26 protein-coding genes and 1 pseudogene are annotated in these 18,356 nt (G+C 47.3%); 18 read left to right on the forward strand and 9 right to left on the reverse strand.

The genetic code is table 11. The features are described from left to right. Positions 1-327: 327 nt before the first annotated feature. Genes H2R00_RS02855 through H2R00_RS02865 form a run of 3 tightly spaced genes read left to right on the forward strand, consistent with a single transcriptional unit; the run spans position 328 to position 1,854 of the window. Positions 328-588 (forward strand): hypothetical protein, encoded by a 261-nt coding sequence (locus tag H2R00_RS02855; protein WP_182070431.1) that lies wholly within the window; start codon positions 328-330, stop codon positions 586-588. After that, positions 512-886, forward strand: coding sequence for an antibiotic biosynthesis monooxygenase family protein (locus tag H2R00_RS02860; protein ID WP_234111933.1), 375 nt, complete (start codon positions 512-514; stop codon positions 884-886). The genes H2R00_RS02855 and H2R00_RS02860 overlap by 77 nt, the downstream gene beginning before the upstream one ends. Further along, on the forward strand, positions 883-1,854 hold the full coding sequence (locus tag H2R00_RS02865) for a bifunctional GNAT family N-acetyltransferase/GrpB family protein (RefSeq protein ID WP_182070432.1): 972 nt from the start codon (positions 883-885) through the stop codon (positions 1,852-1,854). Before H2R00_RS02860 ends, H2R00_RS02865 begins: the two co-directional genes overlap by 4 nt. Before the next feature lie 14 nt (positions 1,855-1,868). Here the strand turns inward: H2R00_RS02865 and H2R00_RS02870 are convergent, their stop codons facing one another. Next, entirely contained in the window at positions 1,869-2,066 is a 198-nt protein-coding gene (locus tag H2R00_RS02870; RefSeq protein WP_154994212.1) for a CDGSH iron-sulfur domain-containing protein, read from the reverse strand. Positions 2,067-2,174: 108 nt separating this feature from the next. Between H2R00_RS02870 and H2R00_RS02875 the strand changes: the two genes are divergently transcribed. Beyond that, positions 2,175-2,498: an iron-sulfur cluster biosynthesis family protein gene (locus tag H2R00_RS02875; protein ID WP_020452052.1), complete on the forward strand. Its 324-nt coding sequence runs from the start codon at positions 2,175-2,177 to the stop codon at positions 2,496-2,498. A 13-nt stretch (positions 2,499-2,511) separates the two neighbouring features. After that, positions 2,512-2,751 (forward strand): YqkC family protein, encoded by a 240-nt coding sequence (locus H2R00_RS02880; RefSeq protein ID WP_003183211.1) that lies wholly within the window; start codon positions 2,512-2,514, stop codon positions 2,749-2,751. Positions 2,752-2,774: 23 nt separating this feature from the next. Here H2R00_RS02880 and H2R00_RS02885 read toward each other — a convergent pair whose 3' ends face one another. Further along, entirely contained in the window at positions 2,775-3,704 is a 930-nt protein-coding gene (locus H2R00_RS02885; protein ID WP_154994214.1) for an alpha/beta hydrolase, read from the reverse strand. Between the two features lie 142 nt (positions 3,705-3,846). On the opposite strand from H2R00_RS02885, the gene H2R00_RS02890 reads away from it, so the two are divergent. Beyond that, a complete protein-coding gene (locus H2R00_RS02890; protein ID WP_154994215.1) occupies positions 3,847-4,080 on the forward strand; it encodes a YqkE family protein in 234 nt (77 codons plus the stop codon). A 41-nt stretch (positions 4,081-4,121) separates the two neighbouring features. On the opposite strand, the gene H2R00_RS02895 is transcribed toward H2R00_RS02890, so the two are convergent. The 4 genes from H2R00_RS02895 to mciZ all read right to left on the reverse strand — a co-directional run bounded on the left by H2R00_RS02895 (position 4,122) and on the right by mciZ (position 6,304). After that, a complete protein-coding gene (locus H2R00_RS02895; protein ID WP_154994218.1) occupies positions 4,122-5,042 on the reverse strand; it encodes an aldo/keto reductase in 921 nt (306 codons plus the stop codon). Positions 5,043-5,115: 73 nt separating this feature from the next. Beyond that, entirely contained in the window at positions 5,116-5,463 is a 348-nt protein-coding gene (locus tag H2R00_RS02900) for a DoxX family protein (RefSeq protein WP_182071011.1), read from the reverse strand. A 5-nt stretch (positions 5,464-5,468) separates the two neighbouring features. After that, positions 5,469-6,074 (reverse strand): TetR/AcrR family transcriptional regulator, encoded by a 606-nt coding sequence (locus H2R00_RS02905; RefSeq protein ID WP_182070433.1) that lies wholly within the window; start codon positions 6,072-6,074, stop codon positions 5,469-5,471. A gap of 86 nt (positions 6,075-6,160) precedes the next feature. Next, on the reverse strand, positions 6,161-6,304 hold the full coding sequence (gene mciZ / locus H2R00_RS02910) for a Z-ring formation inhibitor MciZ (RefSeq protein ID WP_082247245.1): 144 nt from the start codon (positions 6,302-6,304) through the stop codon (positions 6,161-6,163). 76 nt (positions 6,305-6,380) lie between these two features. On the opposite strand from mciZ, the gene H2R00_RS02915 reads away from it, so the two are divergent. The 4 genes from H2R00_RS02915 (at position 6,381) to H2R00_RS21125 (ending at position 8,915) form a co-directional block, all read left to right on the forward strand. Continuing rightward, positions 6,381-6,938: an NUDIX hydrolase gene (locus H2R00_RS02915; RefSeq protein WP_094777439.1), complete on the forward strand. Its 558-nt coding sequence runs from the start codon at positions 6,381-6,383 to the stop codon at positions 6,936-6,938. Further along, a complete protein-coding gene (locus H2R00_RS02920) occupies positions 6,935-8,098 on the forward strand; it encodes a TIGR00375 family protein (RefSeq protein ID WP_154994221.1) in 1,164 nt (387 codons plus the stop codon). Before H2R00_RS02915 ends, H2R00_RS02920 begins: the two co-directional genes overlap by 4 nt. Positions 8,099-8,119: 21 nt before the next feature. Next, complete coding sequence (locus H2R00_RS02925) at positions 8,120-8,572, forward strand: GNAT family N-acetyltransferase (RefSeq protein ID WP_182070434.1); 453 nt, start codon at positions 8,120-8,122, stop codon at positions 8,570-8,572. 64 nt (positions 8,573-8,636) lie between these two features. After that, positions 8,637-8,915: a ribosome rescue factor BrfA gene (locus H2R00_RS21125; protein WP_154994225.1), complete on the forward strand. Its 279-nt coding sequence runs from the start codon at positions 8,637-8,639 to the stop codon at positions 8,913-8,915. Here H2R00_RS21125 and H2R00_RS02930 read toward each other — a convergent pair. From H2R00_RS02930 to H2R00_RS02940, 3 genes and pseudogenes are all read right to left on the reverse strand, one after another. Further along, on the reverse strand, positions 8,844-9,404 hold the full coding sequence (locus tag H2R00_RS02930) for a GNAT family N-acetyltransferase (RefSeq protein WP_154994227.1): 561 nt from the start codon (positions 9,402-9,404) through the stop codon (positions 8,844-8,846). The genes H2R00_RS21125 and H2R00_RS02930 overlap by 72 nt on opposite strands. A 24-nt stretch (positions 9,405-9,428) precedes the next feature. Then, positions 9,429-9,970: pseudogene (locus H2R00_RS02935) on the reverse strand (GNAT family N-acetyltransferase). Positions 9,971-10,118: 148 nt separating this feature from the next. Next, positions 10,119-11,594, reverse strand: a complete 1,476-nt coding sequence (locus H2R00_RS02940) for an NCS1 family nucleobase:cation symporter-1 (RefSeq protein WP_182070435.1) — start codon at positions 11,592-11,594, stop codon at positions 10,119-10,121. Between the two features lie 262 nt (positions 11,595-11,856). On the opposite strand from H2R00_RS02940, the gene H2R00_RS02945 reads away from it, so the two are divergent. From H2R00_RS02945 to H2R00_RS02980, 8 genes are all read left to right on the forward strand, one after another. Then, positions 11,857-12,156, forward strand: a complete 300-nt coding sequence (locus tag H2R00_RS02945; RefSeq protein WP_003183185.1) for a PTS sugar transporter subunit IIB — start codon at positions 11,857-11,859, stop codon at positions 12,154-12,156. A gap of 17 nt (positions 12,157-12,173) precedes the next feature. After that, a complete protein-coding gene (locus tag H2R00_RS02950) occupies positions 12,174-13,520 on the forward strand; it encodes a PTS sugar transporter subunit IIC (RefSeq protein ID WP_182070436.1) in 1,347 nt (448 codons plus the stop codon). A 116-nt stretch (positions 13,521-13,636) separates the two neighbouring features. Then, on the forward strand, positions 13,637-14,293 hold the full coding sequence (gene spoIIM, locus H2R00_RS02955; RefSeq protein ID WP_154994235.1) for a stage II sporulation protein M: 657 nt from the start codon (positions 13,637-13,639) through the stop codon (positions 14,291-14,293). Positions 14,294-14,411: 118 nt separating this feature from the next. Further along, positions 14,412-14,861, forward strand: a complete 450-nt coding sequence (fur, locus tag H2R00_RS02960; protein ID WP_003183178.1) for a ferric iron uptake transcriptional regulator — start codon at positions 14,412-14,414, stop codon at positions 14,859-14,861. Between the two features lie 120 nt (positions 14,862-14,981). Further along, positions 14,982-15,206: a YqzK family protein gene (locus H2R00_RS02965; protein ID WP_023855929.1), complete on the forward strand. Its 225-nt coding sequence runs from the start codon at positions 14,982-14,984 to the stop codon at positions 15,204-15,206. 6 nt (positions 15,207-15,212) lie between these two features. After that, on the forward strand, positions 15,213-16,103 hold the full coding sequence (xerD, locus tag H2R00_RS02970) for a site-specific tyrosine recombinase XerD (protein ID WP_154994237.1): 891 nt from the start codon (positions 15,213-15,215) through the stop codon (positions 16,101-16,103). Between the two features lie 192 nt (positions 16,104-16,295). Beyond that, the gene (deoB, locus tag H2R00_RS02975) at positions 16,296-17,480 is read left to right on the forward strand and encodes a phosphopentomutase (RefSeq protein WP_182070437.1); all 1,185 of its coding nucleotides are present in this window, start codon (positions 16,296-16,298) and stop codon (positions 17,478-17,480) included. A 20-nt stretch (positions 17,481-17,500) separates the two neighbouring features. Beyond that, positions 17,501-18,307 carry a purine-nucleoside phosphorylase gene (locus H2R00_RS02980; RefSeq protein ID WP_154994330.1) on the forward strand — a complete coding sequence of 269 codons (807 nt, stop codon included), beginning with the start codon at positions 17,501-17,503 and terminating at the stop codon, positions 18,305-18,307. Positions 18,308-18,356: the final 49 nt, after the last annotated feature.

Genomic DNA, 18,356 nt, shown 5'->3' on the forward strand with positions numbered 1-18,356 from the left:
ATAAAACGAACATATGAAAACGAAGTGTAAATTTATCTATTTTTCACACTCGAAAAAAGAGCAGTATATGAAACGGTTTTTTGCCGCTGGGCGTGCCGGTTTCCTATGGGGCAAGGAGAGTGAAGCTTTTCTGGGAGATGGCAAATCGATTTGTACTGTTGAATTAGAACTAAGAATTTACTCCCATTAATCTACTGACGTATTAAAATGGTAAATTGGGAGCGGGAAACGGTATAATAAGGAAGTATATCCATTGCTTAGTTGCAGAACATTTGTGCCGATGGTCAGGTACAATGTTGAAAGGAGAGGTTAGATTTTGATGAAAACATGGGCATTGAAAAAAATGTGCCTGTGCTCTCATGTGCAGCGTTTTTCCGACTGCAAAGCGGTCCGCTGCATATCAACAAAGTGTTGATTGCTTATCAGCGGAAAATGGGATTTTCGATTAAAAAAAGAGACGTTTCAAATGATGACAGACCGGATCAGGATCAAGTCCTGTTGACAAAGGGGGATGAATATGATTTCAAAAACGCCGGAGCCGCCGTATTACGCGGTGATTTTCACATCGGTCAGAACGAACGGGGATAATGGCTACAACGAGACGGCTGCGAACATGCTAAAGCTTGCCGCAGCACAGCCCGGCTTTTTAGGAGCAGAAAGCGCAAGGGACATAAACGGAAAGGGAATAACAGTTTCCTATTGGGAAAGCCTTGAAGCGATTGAAAAATGGAAGTTTCACAGCGAACACCGACAGGCGAAGGAAAAAGGCCGAACAGAATGGTATTCTGACTTTGCTGTGCGGGTTGCAAAAGTTGAAGACGCCAGGATTTCGGAGCGGCCTGGACGGCTCCCGTCAGATGGCACCAGCGGGGAGAAAATGCAATGATTCAATTGTTAAATCAAAAAGACCCGCACACGGCCCGCTGCATTGTAAATGTTCAAAGGCCGGCTTATGAAAGAGAAGCAGAGATCATTCAATTTCAGGGCATTCCGCAGCTGAATGAAACGGCTTTTGATGTAATGGATTCCTGTGAAACTTTCATCGGCTGGTTTGAGGGGGAAGAATTAGCCGGAATCGCTTCCTTTATACATAAAGCCGAAAAGCTGACGATCTGCAGGCTGGCCGTTCATCCGGTTCATTTTCGAAAAGGGATTGCAATGGCACTGCTTCGTTATATGTTGATAGAGAAGGAAGCCGAATCGTTTGAAGTGACGACGGGAGCGGGGAATGAGCCGGCAAAAGCGCTGTATCAGAAATTGGGATTTTCCGAGATTGAGCAGTATGAACCTGAAAAAGGAATTGTTCTTTCAAGGCTTACGCTGCATGCGCCGAGAAAGGTCAAAGTCGTCTCCTATCAAAAGGAGTGGAAGGGCGAATTTTTCAAAGAAAAAAAGCAGCTAGAAGCGCTTTTCCAGAATGAAGTCTTGCATATTCACCACATCGGAAGCACGTCAATTCCGGGGATGAGCGCCAAGCCTATCATTGACATCCTGATCGAAGTGAAAGATCTCGGCTCCGCTGCCGGCTTCGAAAAGGGGATGAAAATGCTCGGCTATGAATCGAAGGGGGAAAACGGAATTCCGGGGAGAAGGTTCTTTCAAAAAGGGGGACGGAACCGTACACACCATGTCCATCTGTATGAAAGCGGGCACCCCGATATCAGACGGCATCTCGCGTTTCGGGATTATTTAATTTCCCATCCGGAGCGGGCCGAAGAATATGCTACTCTGAAGATGAAGCTGGCGGAGATGTTTCCGCTTGACATGGCGGGCTATGTTGAAGGCAAAAACGGCTGGATAAAAGAGGCTGAGCGCTTGGCTGAACAATGGGAAAAGGCAGGGGAGGACAGGTAAAGCCCCCTCCTGCTTCAGGCTCTGACACAAGAGTCAAACGTTCCTTTATGGCTTCCGTCACAGTAAGGCATTTTCAGCGATTTTCCGCATCTGCAGAGCGAAAAAGCGGGTTTTTCAGGAAACGGGTTTCCTTCCATGTCGATCAGTTCGACGTCTCCCGATACCCGGAAACCGCCGTTGTCCATCACTTTAATCTGCACTTTTTTGGGCATCATTCCACCTCCGAATCCCTTCATATTTATGCCTGACAGCCGGAAACGATGCGCTTTTTCCCGACCCGTGGTACAATGTCCGTAAACGAAATAAAGAAGGATGATATCATGCAGCTTGAAATCACTGCTCAGGCAAAACAAGCCATTCAACGGGCAACAGAGCCTTACCCTGATAAAAAGATCCAGCTCCGCTATGATTCCGAGGGCTGCGGATGCGCGGTCAGCGGCGTACCGGTCCTGTGGCTGACGGACGAATTATCGGGAAGTTGCGAGCCCCTTGAGACAAACGGGCTTCCGATTTATATTCAGTCATCGCAAAAAGTCTTTTTTGATGAAGCGATGACCATCGACTATTATGAGAAAGCGGGTGCGTTGATGCTGAAGAGTCCGGCACAGGTGCTTTCTCCCAGAATGAGTATTTTAGTGAAATAGGGTGGCGTTCGATTTGAATCAAAAGGTAAAATCTTTAAAGCAAACCGCTCAAAATAAAACATGGGCGTCCTTTTTACATCAAAATCATCCGTATACACTCCTTCATTGGTCAATCGGAGGGACAGAGTCCGTCAAAAAGGATGTCTGGCTTCTTCAGGATGAAATGACTTTTGAAACAAAGGAATTTGATACAATTGAGACGGCCATCTCCTGGATCGGCGATCATATGAGCGACATTACGGATATTCTGTAGCATCAAAAGAAGGCGGACGAGACTTATGCTCGTTCGCCTTCTTTGTGCCGGTTTGTGATCTCTTGAAGAAAGTCCCGCACCGTGTTTTTGTAGCTGTTTCTGTTTTGGGTGTAGCTCATCGCATGCGCTCCTTTTTCAGCGATATAAAGCCTTTTCTTCCCCGGTTTTTTCTCGTAAAGCATTTCGCTCGATTCAGCCGGGATATAGTCGTCGTGTTTGCTGTGAATGAACAGCACCGGTTTTTTGATCTTCCTGACGACGGATAAAGGGGAGACATCACGAATGCGGTAGCCGTCCCGCCATCTCAAAAAGAGGCTGGCAAGCGGCAAAATGAAAGCTCCTGGAAGATGAAAATCTTCTTTCAGCCGGTAAATGAGCTGATCCTCAAATGTGGCAAACGGACAGTCGGCCACATAAAAATCAGCATCGGCATCATCCATTCCCGCGTAAAGAAGCGTCGTGACAGCGCCCATCGATTCGCCGTGAATCCCGATCAGCGCGTGTTCGCCGTGTTTTTCCCTCAGCCAATTGACAACCGTTTTCAAATCGTTTTTCTCATAATATCCGTAACTCGTCGTTTTTCCGCCGCTTGTGCCGTGCCTTCGGTGGTCATATATGACGGCGTTCCAGCCGAGATCCAGAAACAGATTCATATATTTGATCGAATTTAGCAGATTCATCGTCACCCCGTGGCAGATAACCACGGTGTTTTTCGTTTTGTGCGGGTGGACGTAATACCCTTTAATATTGTAGCCGTAAGAAGAAGAGAGGGTGATTTCTTCTTTCGGGAGAGCGGCAAAAGCCTTCTCATCATAGTGGCCGTCGGCCGTTTCCCGCTCAATAATGTATTGGTCGGTCCGTTTTTTAATGTACATGATTTGATTCGTAAAATAGATTCCGAGCGCAGCAATAAACAGCAAAACCGCTCCGATAGCAGCCAGCCAAATCAACATCTGTTGTAATCTTCCTTTCTTAAATGCTTCTCTCTTTATCATACCACACAACGATTGACATTTGCCGAGAGGGGCGGCTTGCCTGAACTTTTAGGTTCCTGATAAACTATCATCACAAACAGGGAGAAACGGAGGACAGGATATGGGAAAGAAAAAGCAAGAGCCAAATGCCCGGCAGCTGCTGAAAGATGCACTCGCCGACGACTTGAAACATAAACTTCAACAAATGAAGAGCGAATTGAAAGAGGAGGACGAAAAAAGAAAAGAGCGTGAGAAAGAGCGTCTCATCAAGGAAAGACAGGAAAGGGAAAAAAATAAAAGCTTTGAAGAACTCCTCAACGAAAGCGGACTTGACGACTGGAGGAAGTATAAGTAAGAAAGCACCGTCTGCCCAAGAGACGGTGCTTTCTTATTGCTTTATTCGCGATGTGCAGTGTACACGCCGCGTTTTGTATAAAAGCGGAGCGCTTTGATTTCCTGTTCTGTCAGACCGCGTCCGCCGACAGATTCAACGTTTTCCCGAAGCTGGGAGATTTTGCTCGCTCCGGGGATGACCGCGCCGACAGCCGGCTGGGCGAGAATATACTTCATGGCGGTTTCGGTCGCGGATAAATCAGGCGCTGTTTTTTCAATGTCCGTCTTTGTTTTGACGAGTTCATCATAAGAATATGCTAAATAGCCGTTTTCCTTGATTGCTGCGTTTGCATCTGACAGGGGTTTTTCTGTCAGTATCCCTTTTGCCAAAGGTCCTCTTGCAATCACGCTGATTCCATGTTCTTCAAGGAGTGAAAGCCATTCCTCAGGCCGTCTGTCCAACAAGCTGTATTGCATCATGACTGTGACGATGTTTGATTTTTTGACGTATTCCTTAATGACGTTTGGCCGAATCGAAGAAATGCCGTAATGGCGGATGATGCCTTCCTGTTTTAATTCTTCAAAGGCTTCGATTGTTTCGTCGATATTGTCTTCAATCGTTCCGCCGTGCAGCTGATAAAGATCGATGTAGTCGGTCTGCAGCCGCTTTAAGCTGCGCTTGACGGCTTCTTTTATGTACGCTTTCCGGGGATCCCAGAACCAGCCCGGTTTTCCTTCCTCCCAGCGGTTTCCCGCTTTTGTCGCGAGAATCACATCTTGGCGCCTTGATTTGATCGCTTCACCGACAATTTCTTCGTTGCGTCCAAAATCGTACAGGTCGGCAGTATCCAAATAATTGATGCCAAGCTCCAAAGCTTCATCCAAAATTGACAGTGCGTGCTTTTTGTCTGTTCCGAGAGACATGCAGCCGAGGCCGACTTCACTCACCTGTAAATCGGAATGTCCGAGCGTCCTTTTTTTCATAAGCTTCACTCCTTTTTTTCTTACTTTGAACGTAATACAAAGGAGCGAAGTTTTCAACCCATCGGCATCGGGATCAGAAGTACAGCTCGAAGATGATAATACTTAGGGCGCAAATCAAACAAACCGCGGCAGGGATGGCCGTAAAAAAAGGCTGCCGCGCCCGGAATAGGTGGGCATGAATGGCGCCTGTCATAAGCAGGGAGAACAACAGCCCCGAGCCGACAGCCAGATGCACATTCCAAATTCCGCCGATCATGCCAAGCGCTCCGGCGATTTCGAGAAATCCTGTAACTGAAAGAAACCACAGCGGGTATTCATAATGGCGCCAATGTTCCACTTGAAAAGGAACATGCAGCACCTTGATTACGCCTCCGATCAGCATAAATGCTGCCAGCCCTGCTTTTATGAAAATAAATGCCACCATGTTTACTCCGTTTCTGGATGCTGCGGATTAACGAGCATTCCGTGGATTAAAAGATCCGTGATTTGTTTCGCGAGACTTGAAGGGTCCTTTGATCCGTCAAGCAAATAGATATCGGCAAGGTGCTCAATCATGCCTGTCAGGCATTCAGCAACTGTTTCCATTTCCAGGCCGGACCGGAAGTAGCCAAGCTCCTGCTCTGCTTTCAAGTTCTCTTTCAAGGCCAGTGTTAAATCTTTTTTCATTTCGCATGCTTCCGGGCTGAGAAAAAAACCGATGCGGGTCAAATCCGGCTCTTCTGCCAAAAATCGAAATACAGCCTCTACAGCGGCCGTTACCCGTTTTGATACGTGTTTTTTCTCGATTCCTTTTTCTAAACGAAACGATTCGATCAGATTTTTTAAGTTCGCGTGAAAGCCATTGATCAGCTCGCTATAGATGGCGTCTTTGCTTGGAAAGTATAAGTAGAAAGACGGCTGAGTCAGCCCCGCTCTTTTGACAATCGTACTTACTTTCGTCTCATGGAATCCCCGGTTTGCAAATTCGTTTGCAGCGACTGCGAGCAGCCGCTTCCGGCTTTCTTTGCCTTTGCGGCCTTTTTCATTCCCCACATCGATCCGCCTCCAAATAATAATACTCATGAGTAACATTACTCATGAGTATTATTTCATGCAGTCCTTCTTGATGTCAATGAAAATCAAGCTTTCGGCAGGCGATTTTCTTTTTCAGAAAGCCAGTCTTTCACATAGTGATACATTCGTCCGTATTCCTTCAGCTTGGCGCGGATTTCCCATGCTTTCCCCGACATGACGATGCGGTTATTCAGCCGGTAGACCTTCATGGCGCGTCCCCCTTCCATGGTGTATGATAAAATGTATGGGATCAAAAGCCAGAGCAGAACTTAGGAGATGATCAAACTGAAGCATTTAGAGGAGAAAACCATATCAAAAGAAAAACTTTTTTCAGGCAAGGTGATCGATCTTTATCTTGAAGACGTCGAACTGCCGAACGGTAAAACGGGAAAGCGCGAAATCGTGAAGCATCCGGGCGCTGTAGCGGTGCTTGCTTTAACTGATGAAGAAAACATCATCTTAGTTAAGCAGTACAGAAAAGCGCTTGAACGGACGATCGTTGAAATACCGGCGGGCAAGCTTGAAAAAGGGGAGAAACCTGAATATACCGCGCTGCGGGAGCTTGAGGAAGAGACGGGATACACGGCTGCGAAGCTGGAGAAAATCACCGCTTTTTACACATCGCCGGGCTTCGCGGACGAATTGGTGCATCTGTATCTAGCTGAAGAGCTGACACCGCTTGAAGAAAAACGCGAACTTGATGAAGACGAATTTGTAGAAGTAATGGAGGTGCCGCTTACAGGCGCGCTGAAACTGATGGAAACTCAGGACATCTATGATGCGAAAACGGCTTATGCCGTACAGTATCTAGAGCTGAAAAAGGCCCTGCAAGCAAAAAAATGAAAGAAATATTCGCAGACATGCATATCCATATCGGGCGGACGGAATCAGGCCGCCCCGTTAAGATAACGGCTGCCAGAACGCTTACGCTCGACGACATTTTGATTGAAGCAAGCGAACATAAAGGAATGGAACTGATCGGCATTATAGATTGTCATTCACCCGAGGTGCTGGCCGAAATTGAAAAAGGAGTGTCTTCAGGCCGTTATACAGAGCTTGAAGACGGCGGAATCAAGTATAAAGATACCGTGCTTCTGTGCGGGTCTGAATTGGAAATCAATGATGACAGATGCCGCGGCCCGATTCATGTGCTGGCCTTTATGCCGACGATCTCCGCAATGAAGCAGTTTTCCGGCTGGCTCTCAGAAAGGGTGACGAATATCCATCTGAGCTCCCAGCGCATCTATGAGACGGGCATCGGTCTTCAGAAGAAAGTGAAAGAGCTCGGCGGCTTGTTCATTCCTGCGCACATTTTCACACCGCATAAGAGCCTGTATGGAAAAGGAGTCAAATTTTCGCTGCAAGAAGTGTTTGACCCGAAGATGATTGATGCAGTTGAACTCGGGCTGAGCAGCGACACTGATATGGCTTCACACGTATCCGAACTGAATCCTTTTGCATTTTTGACCAATTCGGACGCCCATTCACTTGGGAAAATCGGCAGGGAGTATAATAAGCTGCACATCAAACATGCCAGCTTTCAAGAGTTTTCGCTTGCTTTAAAAGGACAAGAGGGGCGTTGCATTGCCGCGAATTACGGGATGAATCCGCAGTTGGGCAAATATTTTCAAACCGCTTGTGAAACATGCGGCCGTCTGCAGGAGGCAGATGAAACGGTGTGTAAAGCGTGCGGAAGCCGAAAGTTTACAAAAGGCGTCAGCACGCGTCTAATGGAGCTTTACGATCAGGATGAAAGCCCGGTCAAGCGCCCGCCGTACGTTCACCAGGTTCCATTGCAGCTGATCCCCGGCATCGGCCCGAAAACGATTCAGAAGCTGAAAGAGGCTTTCGGCACTGAGATGAATATACTTCACCGGGTAAAAGAAGGCGAACTAAAAGAAACCATTCGTCCGCAGACGGCAGAGCTCGTGATCAAAGCAAGGAACGGGGATTTAGAGCTGAAAGCCGGAGGCGGCGGAACCTATGGAAAAGTGCAGAGCTAAAGGGGGCTTTAGAGAAAAGGGATGGAGTGGAAACTAAAATCGTATGAGGAATTGTCGAAGGAAGAGCTGTATCGCATCATCAAGCTCAGAATAGACGTCTTTATCGTTGAACAAAACTGCCCGTATCACGAGCTTGATCACTTAGATGAGCGGGCACACCATTTATTTCTGAGCCAAGAAGGAGAGATCGCTGCGTATTGCAGGCTGTTCCCGAGCGGCACGGCATACGCGGAGGCATCAATCGGCCGGGTGATCGTCCGCAAAGAAGACAGGGGAAAGGGATATGCGCAGACGCTTCTTGATAAAGCGCTCCGCTTTTTGGAAGGCGAGTGGGGAGAGACAAAGGTCAAGATCAGCGCCCAGAATCATTTGCGTTCCTTTTACGGCTCCTTCGGATTTAAAGCAATATCAGACGTCTATATGGAGGACGGCATTCCGCATGTGGATATGATCAGAACGGTAGAAACCGTATGACTTGCGTTCAGAACCCCGCCTTTCTATAATAGTAAGGTAAAAATTTGACAGGAGAGTGGGGAACATGGCCAAAAGCAAGGCAAGGAAAAAGCGCGAGCACATGTTGAGAAACGCAGGCAGAGATGCCGCCTTATCAAGAGGCAAGGCGCCTGACTTCAGCACGCACGTCAGAAAAACGAAAAGCAGGCGGGAAGAGCTTGCAAAGCTGCATATGAAACATAAACGAAAGAACCCTTATGATTTGCTACATGAAGATCATAAGGGTTCTTTTTTAGAAGATCCGCGAATAAATGCATGTGTCCCGATGTTCGCTCAAATCATTCGAAAGGTCATCGCTCTGTAAAACGGCTTCTAGCTGAAAACCGAGGCGCTCCGCCATTTTTCTGCTGTTCGTGTTCAAGCTGTCACAGCATATCTCAAGCCGCTTAGCTCTGACGTGTCTTCTCGCGAAATCAATCAGTCCGTTAAGCGCTTCTGTCATGTACCCTTGTCCGGAAAATTCGGAACTGCGCCAATAGCCGATTTCAAACCGTTTCGCTTTCCAGTTCATGCGGTGAAGACCGGTGCTGCCGACGAATTTCCCCGTTTCTTTATGGAAAATATGCATCCGCAAATCGTTGCGCAAAATAAAATCGGCCTGTGCCTGCCTGACGTTGATTTCTACATGTTCTTCCTCGGGCATTTCCCTTGCAAACGGCATCCACGGCTTTAGCTCAGGCAACGATTTTCGAATGGCGTCATGGACGGCCTCGCCGTCGCCTGCCCTTGGAGCTCTGACAAAAAGGCGCGGGGTTTCAAAACTGTCCGGAAAATCGAGCAGTATCGGATTCATACAGGTACCCTCCAGTTATTCTTTCTATTTTCGATCGTGCCATCTTCCCATCACAATCGTGTTGTCATATGTGCCGTCAGAAAGCCGCTTGTCTTTTTTTAAAATTCCTTCTATTTTAAAGCCATGCTTTTGATATAGGGCAGAAGCCCTCTCATTTGTTTCCGACACGCGCAGGGTCATTTTTTTAATGCCTGCGGTATCAGCCCAAACAATCGATTCGTTTAAAAGGCGTTTTCCAATGCCGTATCCCCAAAACTTTTTCAACACGCATACGCCAAACTCCACTTGATGAGAGAAGCGTTTTAAATCCTGTCCGGCACATCTTGAAAGCCGAGAATCCTGTTTCGAGCGACCGCCACTAAAAACAAGCAGCGGTCATGTTCGCTGTCTCTTTTGATCAGCTCTCTAAAACCCGCTTCATCAATAAAACCTTCACCCTTTTCCCTGTCCAAATATTCGGTTTCTCCATCGATCTGTACCCTTACAGCAGATAATTCCTTTGCATCTTGTTGGACGGCTGGCCTGACAATGTAGCTCAGCCCTTTACCATCAAAGCGTTTGTTCATGAGATACTCCAATCATTTTTTATATCCATTAGTCTATCACATTCCTTAGCTCGAATTTGTTTAAAATGACTGAATATAACAAAAAATGGACCGCGAATGGCGTTTTCGCGGTTCTTGAGCTGGTTCGGCCGTTACCTTGAGCCCGTGCTTATACATTGCTTTCGGCAGCGTAGTCAGCGGTTTTATCTCTAAGGACGCCGGGTGGATGGATGCGCATCAAAAAGATGTATGCGGCAAATGCGAGCAGCACGCCTGAAAACCATGAAATATCATAGAGGGGTTTCAGGGCCGGTAAGTATGTCCCGATCAAAGACATAAACGCTCCGAGCCCAACTGCGGCAAAGGCGCGGTAATTGTAGCCTTTATAGTACGTGTACCTTCCGTTTAGAGAGTAGAGATCTTCGATGTGAAGCGTGCGCTTTCGGATGATAAAATAATCGGCAAGCATAACGCCTGCGACCGGCCCCAATATTCCGCCGATTGTGCCGAGAAAGGAAAACACACTTGCTTCATTCTCCATCAGCTTCCATGGGAAAGTGAACAGGGCCAAAACAGCTGTTAAATAGCTGCCACGCTTAAAATTGATATATTTCGGCAAACAATTGGCCAGATCATAGGCCGGCGAGACAATATTTGCCGCAACGTTTACCGAAATGGCGGCGATGCAAAGCGTCATGACCGAAAGAGCGATCACATACGGATTGTCAAAATAGGTGAGAATATCGACAACGTCCCAAATCGGCTCCCCGAAGGCAGCCTGCGAGCCGGAGGTGACGGTAATGCTTGCAAATGCAAACAGTACGAATGTGCCCGGCAAACCGTAAAACTGTCCTCTGATTTGTTCTTTTTGGGAGGCTGCAAACCTCGTAAAATCGGGAATGTTCAAAATGAGTGTCGCCCATATGCCGATAATCCCCGTCACACCGGTAAGAAATGGCCAAATCAATTCACCGAATGTCTGAAATTTTCCCGGCTGCGAATAAATCGGACCGAGTCCCCCCGCAATATCGACCGCCCACCACACCATCCCGCCAAAGACGAGATAAACGAGCGGGCCGGCCCAAACTTCAAACTTTCTAATCGACTCCATCCCGTGGTGGAGGACGAGAAGATGAATTCCCCAAAAGAAAACAAATGACAAAAGACCCGATAAATGCAATCCAAACAAGTTCCAATCGCCGCCGATGTCTTTCCAGCCGCTCCACACATTTAAGATCAGGATGTTGATCGCCGTGCTTCCCGCAAACGCTTGAATGCCGAACCACATCATCGCTACAAAACCCCTGAGGAGCGCCGGAATATTGGCCCCGTATATCCCGAAAGAAGATCTGATTAACACGGGAAAAGGCACGCCGTATTTTGCGCCGGCATGTCCATTTAAAGCGAGGGCTGCATAGAGCACGATCGAAGCGACAGCGATAATCCCAAGCACCTGCCACGGAGAAAGTCCGATCGCAATCAGCCCGCCAACCGTTGCGTAAGTCGGGATGTTATGGATGCAGCCCATCCAGATCGATGCGAAATTGACCGCTTTCCATGTGCGTTCCTCAGGCTTCAGAGGCTGCAGGTCGCTGTTTGAGAGCGTGCTGTCTGTTTGAACTTTTTCATGATGAACAGATTTCATGTAATCCCTCCGGTTATTTTTAAGGGGAAATATAACTTATTATCCTGAAAAATTCATTAGATAAACTAAACAAATATTTCAAGGCGTTTGTTGAGGTTGACTAAACGAACCGTTTGGAGCAGATATAAAAATATTGATTTTTATGAAACAGTTGTCTATCTCGATCATAGGATAAAAGACCAGGTTGAAATATTACTCCGCATCATAATGAAAGCGTTTTCTGTACAGCGGAGGAAAAGGGGAATCCGAAGGGGGTTAACAAATGAAGAAAATTTTATTGGTTTGTGCGGCCGGCATGTCTACGAGCCTGCTTGTCAGCAGAATGAAAAAGCATGCAGAAGCGCTGAACGAAGAGGTCGACATCATCGCTCTTCCTGTATCCGAAGCCGGGACTGCCGCGTCAAGCGCGGACGTCGTATTGTTGGGGCCGCAAGTCAGGTACCAAAAGTCACAGGTTGAGGCGAGCGCAGGAGACACGCCGGTCCAGGTGATCGACATGCGAGACTACGGCACCATGAACGGCGAAGCTGTGCTGCAAAAAGCGCTGCAGCTGATGAAATAAAAGGAGGGGAGACAGGGATGAGCGGGTTTATGGAGAAGTTTGAGCGGAACGTGGAACGGTTTTTGGTTCCCGTTGCGGCTAAACTGAACTCACAGCGCCATATATGTGCAATAAGAGATGCTTTTATTCTATCATTTCCGATTATTATGGCAGGATCGATTATCATTTTATTAAATTTTGCTATTTTATCTCCGGACGGGTTTATCGCCAAAATTTTATTCCTTGAAAAGGTGTTTCCGAACTTGGCTGATTATCAGTCGGTCTTTACGCCCGTACTGCGGGGATCGCTCGATATAATGTCTATATTTGTCGTGTTTCTCGTCGCACGCAATTTAGCCATCTCAATGAAAGCGGATGAACTGCTTGCCGGATTAACGGCTGTATCCTGTTATTTTATCATTTATTCACCGTACCGGCTGATCGAAAACGAGAGCTTTTTAACGACGAAGTGGCTCGGCGCCCAAGGACTGTTCGTCGCCTTAATCATCGGGATCATCGTCGGTGAAGTGTTCAGCAGGCTTTCAAATGCCAAGCGCCTGCAAATTCATATGCCTCCGCAGGTGCCGCCTGCGGTCGCCCGGACATTTAAAGTGCTGTTTCCGATCATCTTCATTACGATTGGTTTTGCGGTGTTAAGCTTTGCGCTGATGTCTCTGTCGAAAAACGGTCTGCATGAATTGGTGTATACTGTGCTGCAGGCGCCGTTGAGAGAGATGGGAACGAATATTTTCACCGTTGTTTTTCTTGGAGTCGTCGCCAACTTTTTATGGCTGTTCGGCATTCACGGTCCGAATACAATCGCGGCGATCAGAGAAACGATCTTTGCAGAAGCAAACCTTGAAAACCTCGCTTTTGCCGCCAAAACAGGCTCTGCCTGGAACGCCCCGTTTCCTGAAACATGGGCGCTGAATGACGCCTTTGCAAACTACGGGGGATCGGGCATGACGCTGGGGCTTTTGATCGCAATATTCATCGCTTCAAAGCGGCGGGATTATAAAGACATCGGCAAGCTCTCGATCGGGCCGGGAATATTTAATATTAATGAACCTGTCATTTTCGGACTTCCGGTCGTGCTCAATCCGATCTTCATGATTCCCTTTATCATCGTTCCGGCAGTCAATACTGTCATCGGCTATTTGTTCATCAAGTTTCAGCTGATCCCGCCAATCGCATACGCTGTTCCCTGGACAACGCCCGGGCCGTTAATTCCGTTTCTCGGGACCGGAGGAAACTGGCTTGCGCTCGGCGTCGGCTTTCTCTGCCTCGCCATTTCAACAATGATTTATCTGCCGTTTGTGATGACTGCCAACAAAACCGTGAATACGGACAGGGAGCATTCTGCGGAAAACAGGGAGGAATCATAACTTTATCGGGGCGCCTTTTACTTACGGGCGCCTGTCTTTTTTCAAAAAAAGTCATGCGGCTCTCTTTTCTCTCATACAATCTATTAAAATCAAAAGCACGTCTGGGAGGAAGATACATGCGGAAGCCCACAATCAAAGAGCTCATCTTTCAACATATGAAGGATCATCTGTCGATCTATTTATTTGTTTCTGTGCTGTTTTTAATGGGTGTGATTTTCGGAGCGGTCATCGTCAACAGCATGACGATCGGTCAAAAAGAAGATTTGTTCTACTATTTGAATCAATTTTTTGGACAGCTTTCCGAAGGAAAAGCAGCCAGCTCAAAGGAAATGTTTTTGCAGAGCTTTCTTCATAATATGAAATATTTAGGCTTAATGTGGATTCTCGGGATTTCCATCATCGGCCTGCCCGTCATTTTTATCATGGTCTTCTTAAAAGGGATCGTCGTCGGATTTACAGTCGGCTTTTTGGTCAATCAAATGGGAATCAACGGCTTTTTCCTGTCTTTTGTCTCCGTGCTCCCGCAAAATATTCTGCTGATCCCGGCTTACTTGATCATGGGCACCTGTGCCATTGCCTTTTCGATGAGGCTCATCCGCCAGCTTTTTGTCAAACGCAGTCTTGCAGAAGCGCCTGTCCATTGGTTTGGCCGGTACGCTTTTGTGCTCGTCCTGATTCTCGCAATGTCTCTTATCTCCTCTTCCTTTGAAGCATATCTTTCGCCGCTGTTGATGGAAAAGCTGACGGAGTACGTCTTGCCGAAACAGCATTAATTTATAATGATTATTAAAAAATATTCATTTTGTTTCTCAATTTATAATGATTATAGTTGGCTCCCTGCGCTTGTTTTGTTATAATAAGCTAGGTAATGCGGCGTAGGAGGGAAAGTCAATGGAAACACGTATTGATCGGATTAAAAAGCAACTGCATTCTTCCAGCTATAAACTCACCCCTCAGCGCGAGGCTACTGTAAGGGTGCTGCTTGAGAATGAGGAAGACCATTTAAGCGCAGAAGATGTATACCTCCTCGTAAAAGAGAAATCTCCTGAGATTGGTCTTGCGACAGTATATCGTACTCTTGAACTGTTAACTGAATTAAAAGTAGTGGATAAAATCAATTTTGGCGACGGTGTGTCAAGATATGACCTCCGCAAAGAAGGTGCCGCCCATTTCCATCACCACCTGGTTTGCATGGAGTGCGGTTCGGTTGTTGAAATTGAAGAAGATTTGCTTGAAGACGTGGAAGAAATCATTGAAAAGGATTGGAAATTTAAAATAAAAGACCACAGGCTGACGTTCCACGGCATCTGTCATGACTGTCAGCAAAAGGAATCGGAATAGTCTAAACCGGAGAGAACCCTTTCAGCCATGAGCGGGTTCTTTTTTGATTCAGACGTATAAAACTTGTCTCATTTGGCATAAGTTTTAGTAATCGAATCAAAAGAAGGGACCTGAAACCGTATGAAAATGCTGAAAACGGCTGCCGATATGATCAAGGTGTTTGTGCTGTTTACCGGTTTTACCGTCTTGTTTTATTATGCTATGATATGGATAAATTCAGAGTATGAAAACTATCATCGGTATGATAAACCTGAAGGAGCAGCCCTCAAGGTCGCCTCGATGGAAGGGGACGAGCAGGGCAGCTGGTTTAACCGGTTAATCTTTTTTTATTTGAACGGGGAGTAGGATAGCGTGAAAGTTCATATTAAAGACTTTATACACTACGCCGTTGTTGAACGGGGGCTTTCCCACAACACGGTTGTGAGCTATGAACGGGATTTGAACAGCTACGCCGCCTATTTAGAGGAACAGGAGCAGCTGAGCTCTTTTGACCAGGTGACAAGGCTTTCCATCATCCAGTTTTTAAAGCATTTAAAAGACGCCGGAAAATCCGGCAAGACGGTTGCGAGGCATCTCGCTTCCATCCGCAGCTTTCACCAGTTTCTGCTGAGGGAAAAAGTGACGGCCCAGGACCCGTCCGTCCATATTGAGTCGCAAAAAACGGAACGGACGCTGCCGAAGGTGCTGTCATTACAGGAAGTCGAAACGCTTCTGGATACGCCGAAGCTGACGGGGCCGTTCGGCTACCGCGATAAAGCGATGCTGGAGTTATTGTATGCGACAGGGATCCGCGTCAGCGAGATGATCGCATTAAAGCTGTCCGATGTCCATTTATCGATGGGCTTTATCCGCTGCTTCGGTAAAGGAAGAAAGGAACGGATCGTTCCGCTCGGCGAAGCGGCGTCACATGCGGTCGGCGAATATCTGTCAAAAGCGAGGGGAAAGCTTTTGAAAAAAAATACCGAAGACGCCCTGTTCCTGAATCATCACGGCAGACAGATGAGCCGCCAGGGATTTTGGAAAAATTTAAAGAAAATTGCCTTGGAAGCGGGAATTAATAAAGAGTTGACGCCGCACACGCTGAGGCACTCTTTCGCCACACACCTGCTCGAAAACGGAGCCGATCTCCGGGCCGTTCAGGAAATGCTCGGACACGCCGACATTTCGACGACGCAAATTTATACGCACGTGACGAAAACAAGGTTGAAAGACGTGTATAAGCAATACCATCCCCGTGCATAGCCTAAAAGGACAGGCGAAGCACGGTTTTTCATGTTGAGTGAGCAGCGAATTGCGGGAAGTTTCTTACTATTCCCGTTCGTATTGTCAACTGTTGTGTAAACGGTTTATACTTGGCTAATAGCGGTATTTTGGTTTTTTTATGCCAAGCGTGACAGCCTATAGCTGACAGAAAGAAAAAAAGGAGGCCGACAAATGCCTGCATTTGATTACAACCGCGTATTTTTAATTGTGATGGATTCCGTTGGAATCGGCGAGGCGCCTGATGCCGAAAAATTTAATGACAAAGGCGCAGATACTTTGGGCCACATTGCCGAACACATGGGAGGCATCAGCCTGCCGAACATGGCGAACCTCGGGCTCAGCAACATCCGTGAAATCAAAGGGGTTGAAAAGGCAGAAGAGCCGCTTGCCTATTACGGCAAAATGAAAGAAGCCTCAAATGGAAAAGATACGATGACTGGACATTGGGAGATTATGGGGCTTTACATAGACAAACCTTTCCGGGTGTTTCCCGAAGGTTTTCCGGACGAATTGATCCATGAACTTGAACAGAAGTCCGGAAGAAAAGTGATTGGAAACAAGCCTGCATCAGGCACTGCGATTTTGGATGAACTCGGTGCGGAGCATATGGAAACCGGCGCGCTGATCGTCTACACCTCAGCAGACTCCGTTCTGCAGATTGCCGCACACGAAGAAGTCGTGCCTCTCGAGGAATTGTACAAGATCTGCGAGATCGCGCGCGAGCTTACGCTTGACGAAAAATATATGGTCGGACGCGTCATTGCCAGACCGTTTGTCGGCAAGCCGGGCGAATTTAAACGGACGCCGAACCGCCATGATTATGCGCTGAAGCCGTTCGACAGAACCGTGATGAATGAATTGAAAGATGACAGCTTTGATGTGATTGCGATCGGCAAAATCTCCGATATTTACGACGGCGAGGGCATTACGGAATCGCTTAGAACGAAGTCGAATATGGACGGGATGGACAAGCTGGTGCAAACGCTTGACAAAGATTTTACAGGGATCAGCTTTGTAAACCTCGTGGACTTTGATGCGCTGTTCGGACACCGCCGTGATCCTGAAGGATACGGAAAAGCGCTTGAAGAGTTCGACGCGCGCCTTCCTGAAGTGTTTGAAAAAATGCGCGAAGACGATCTGCTCATCATTACCGCCGACCACGGCAATGATCCGGTTCACCATGGCACAGATCATACAAGGGAGTACGTGCCGCTTCTTGTATACAGCAAAAAACACGAAAAGCCCGGGGCGCTTCCGCTCGCAGATACATTCGCGGACATCGGCGCGACGATCGCCGACAACTTTAAAACGAATATGCCAAAGTACGGAAAAAGCTTTTTATCCCTGCTGAAATAGGAGGAAACGACGTGAAACAGATGATTGCAAATGCCGCAGACTATATTAAAAGCAAAACGGAAATCAAACCGGCAGTCGGCCTGATTTTGGGATCCGGCCTTGGCGTGCTTGCTGATGAGATAGAAGACGCCGTTCGCATTAAATATGAAGACATCCCCGACTTTCCTGTTTCCACTGTTGAAGGACATGCCGGACAGCTTGTCATCGGCAGACTTGAAAATGTACAAGTCGTCGCGATGCAAGGGCGTTTTCATTTTTACGAAGGGTATTCAATGGACAAGGTAACCTTTCCAGTCCGTGTTATGAAAGAGCTCGGGATCGAGACTTTAATCGTGACCAATGCCGCAGGCGGCGTCAATGAATCGTTCCGTCCTGGCGATTTGATGATCATATCCGATCATATCAATTATATGGGAACGAACCCGCTGATCGGTCCAAACGATTCCTCGCTGGGCGTCAGATTCCCTGATATGTCGTCCGCATATGATAAGGAACTGCGCCTCTTAGCGAAAAAAACAGCCGAAGAATTGAACATCAGTGTACAAGAAGGGGTTTATACAGCCGTTACAGGGCCTACATACGAAACGCCTGCCGAAGTGCGCTTCCTCAGAACGATCGGATCGGATGCCGTCGGCATGTCGACGGTTCCGGAAGTCATCGTGGCGAAACATTCGGGCCTTCGCGTGCTCGGCATTTCGTGTATATCAAACGCGGCAGCAGGGATCCTTGATCAGCCGCTCTCCCATGATGAAGTGATCGAAGTCACCGAAAAAGTAAAAGCCGACTTTTTGCGGTTTGTTAAAGCGGCCGTTGCCAAAATCGGCTAAAACTACAGAGAAGTTGAAATGTGAGCCAATGCAAGTTCAAATGAGAACC

Origin of the sequence: Bacillus haynesii (assembly GCF_014042035.1) — a bacterium.
GTDB classification, from domain to species: domain Bacteria; phylum Bacillota; class Bacilli; order Bacillales; family Bacillaceae; genus Bacillus; species Bacillus haynesii.

Excerpts from the sequence above, each read along its gene's own strand:
- H2R00_RS02980 (WP_154994330.1), top strand. The coding sequence starts at position 17,501 with ATGATTGCAAATGCCGCAGACTATATTAAAAGCAAAACGGAAATCAAA.
- H2R00_RS02865 (WP_182070432.1), top strand. The coding sequence starts at position 883 with ATGATTCAATTGTTAAATCAAAAAGACCCGCACACGGCCCGCTGCATT.
- H2R00_RS02930 (WP_154994227.1), bottom strand. The coding sequence starts at position 9,404 with ATGAATCCGATACTGCTCGATTTTCCGGACAGTTTTGAAACCCCGCGC.
- H2R00_RS02875 (WP_020452052.1), top strand. The coding sequence starts at position 2,175 with ATGCAGCTTGAAATCACTGCTCAGGCAAAACAAGCCATTCAACGGGCA.
- mciZ (WP_082247245.1), bottom strand. The coding sequence starts at position 6,304 with ATGAAGGTCTACCGGCTGAATAACCGCATCGTCATGTCGGGGAAAGCA.
- deoB (WP_182070437.1), top strand. The coding sequence starts at position 16,296 with ATGCCTGCATTTGATTACAACCGCGTATTTTTAATTGTGATGGATTCC.
- spoIIM (WP_154994235.1), top strand. The coding sequence starts at position 13,637 with ATGCGGAAGCCCACAATCAAAGAGCTCATCTTTCAACATATGAAGGAT.
- H2R00_RS02870 (WP_154994212.1), bottom strand. The coding sequence starts at position 2,066 with ATGCCCAAAAAAGTGCAGATTAAAGTGATGGACAACGGCGGTTTCCGG.
- H2R00_RS02925 (WP_182070434.1), top strand. The coding sequence starts at position 8,120 with ATGGAGTGGAAACTAAAATCGTATGAGGAATTGTCGAAGGAAGAGCTG.
- H2R00_RS02860 (WP_234111933.1), top strand. The coding sequence starts at position 512 with ATGAATATGATTTCAAAAACGCCGGAGCCGCCGTATTACGCGGTGATT.
- H2R00_RS02920 (WP_154994221.1), top strand. The coding sequence starts at position 6,935 with ATGAAAGAAATATTCGCAGACATGCATATCCATATCGGGCGGACGGAA.
- H2R00_RS02895 (WP_154994218.1), bottom strand. The coding sequence starts at position 5,042 with ATGAAAAAAAGGACGCTCGGACATTCCGATTTACAGGTGAGTGAAGTC.
- H2R00_RS02950 (WP_182070436.1), top strand. The coding sequence starts at position 12,174 with ATGAGCGGGTTTATGGAGAAGTTTGAGCGGAACGTGGAACGGTTTTTG.
- fur (WP_003183178.1), top strand. The coding sequence starts at position 14,412 with ATGGAAACACGTATTGATCGGATTAAAAAGCAACTGCATTCTTCCAGC.
- H2R00_RS21125 (WP_154994225.1), top strand. The coding sequence starts at position 8,637 with ATGGCCAAAAGCAAGGCAAGGAAAAAGCGCGAGCACATGTTGAGAAAC.
- H2R00_RS02945 (WP_003183185.1), top strand. The coding sequence starts at position 11,857 with ATGAAGAAAATTTTATTGGTTTGTGCGGCCGGCATGTCTACGAGCCTG.
- H2R00_RS02965 (WP_023855929.1), top strand. The coding sequence starts at position 14,982 with ATGAAAATGCTGAAAACGGCTGCCGATATGATCAAGGTGTTTGTGCTG.
- H2R00_RS02890 (WP_154994215.1), top strand. The coding sequence starts at position 3,847 with ATGGGAAAGAAAAAGCAAGAGCCAAATGCCCGGCAGCTGCTGAAAGAT.
- H2R00_RS02885 (WP_154994214.1), bottom strand. The coding sequence starts at position 3,704 with ATGTTGATTTGGCTGGCTGCTATCGGAGCGGTTTTGCTGTTTATTGCT.
- H2R00_RS02855 (WP_182070431.1), top strand. The coding sequence starts at position 328 with ATGGGCATTGAAAAAAATGTGCCTGTGCTCTCATGTGCAGCGTTTTTC.
- H2R00_RS02940 (WP_182070435.1), bottom strand. The coding sequence starts at position 11,594 with ATGAAATCTGTTCATCATGAAAAAGTTCAAACAGACAGCACGCTCTCA.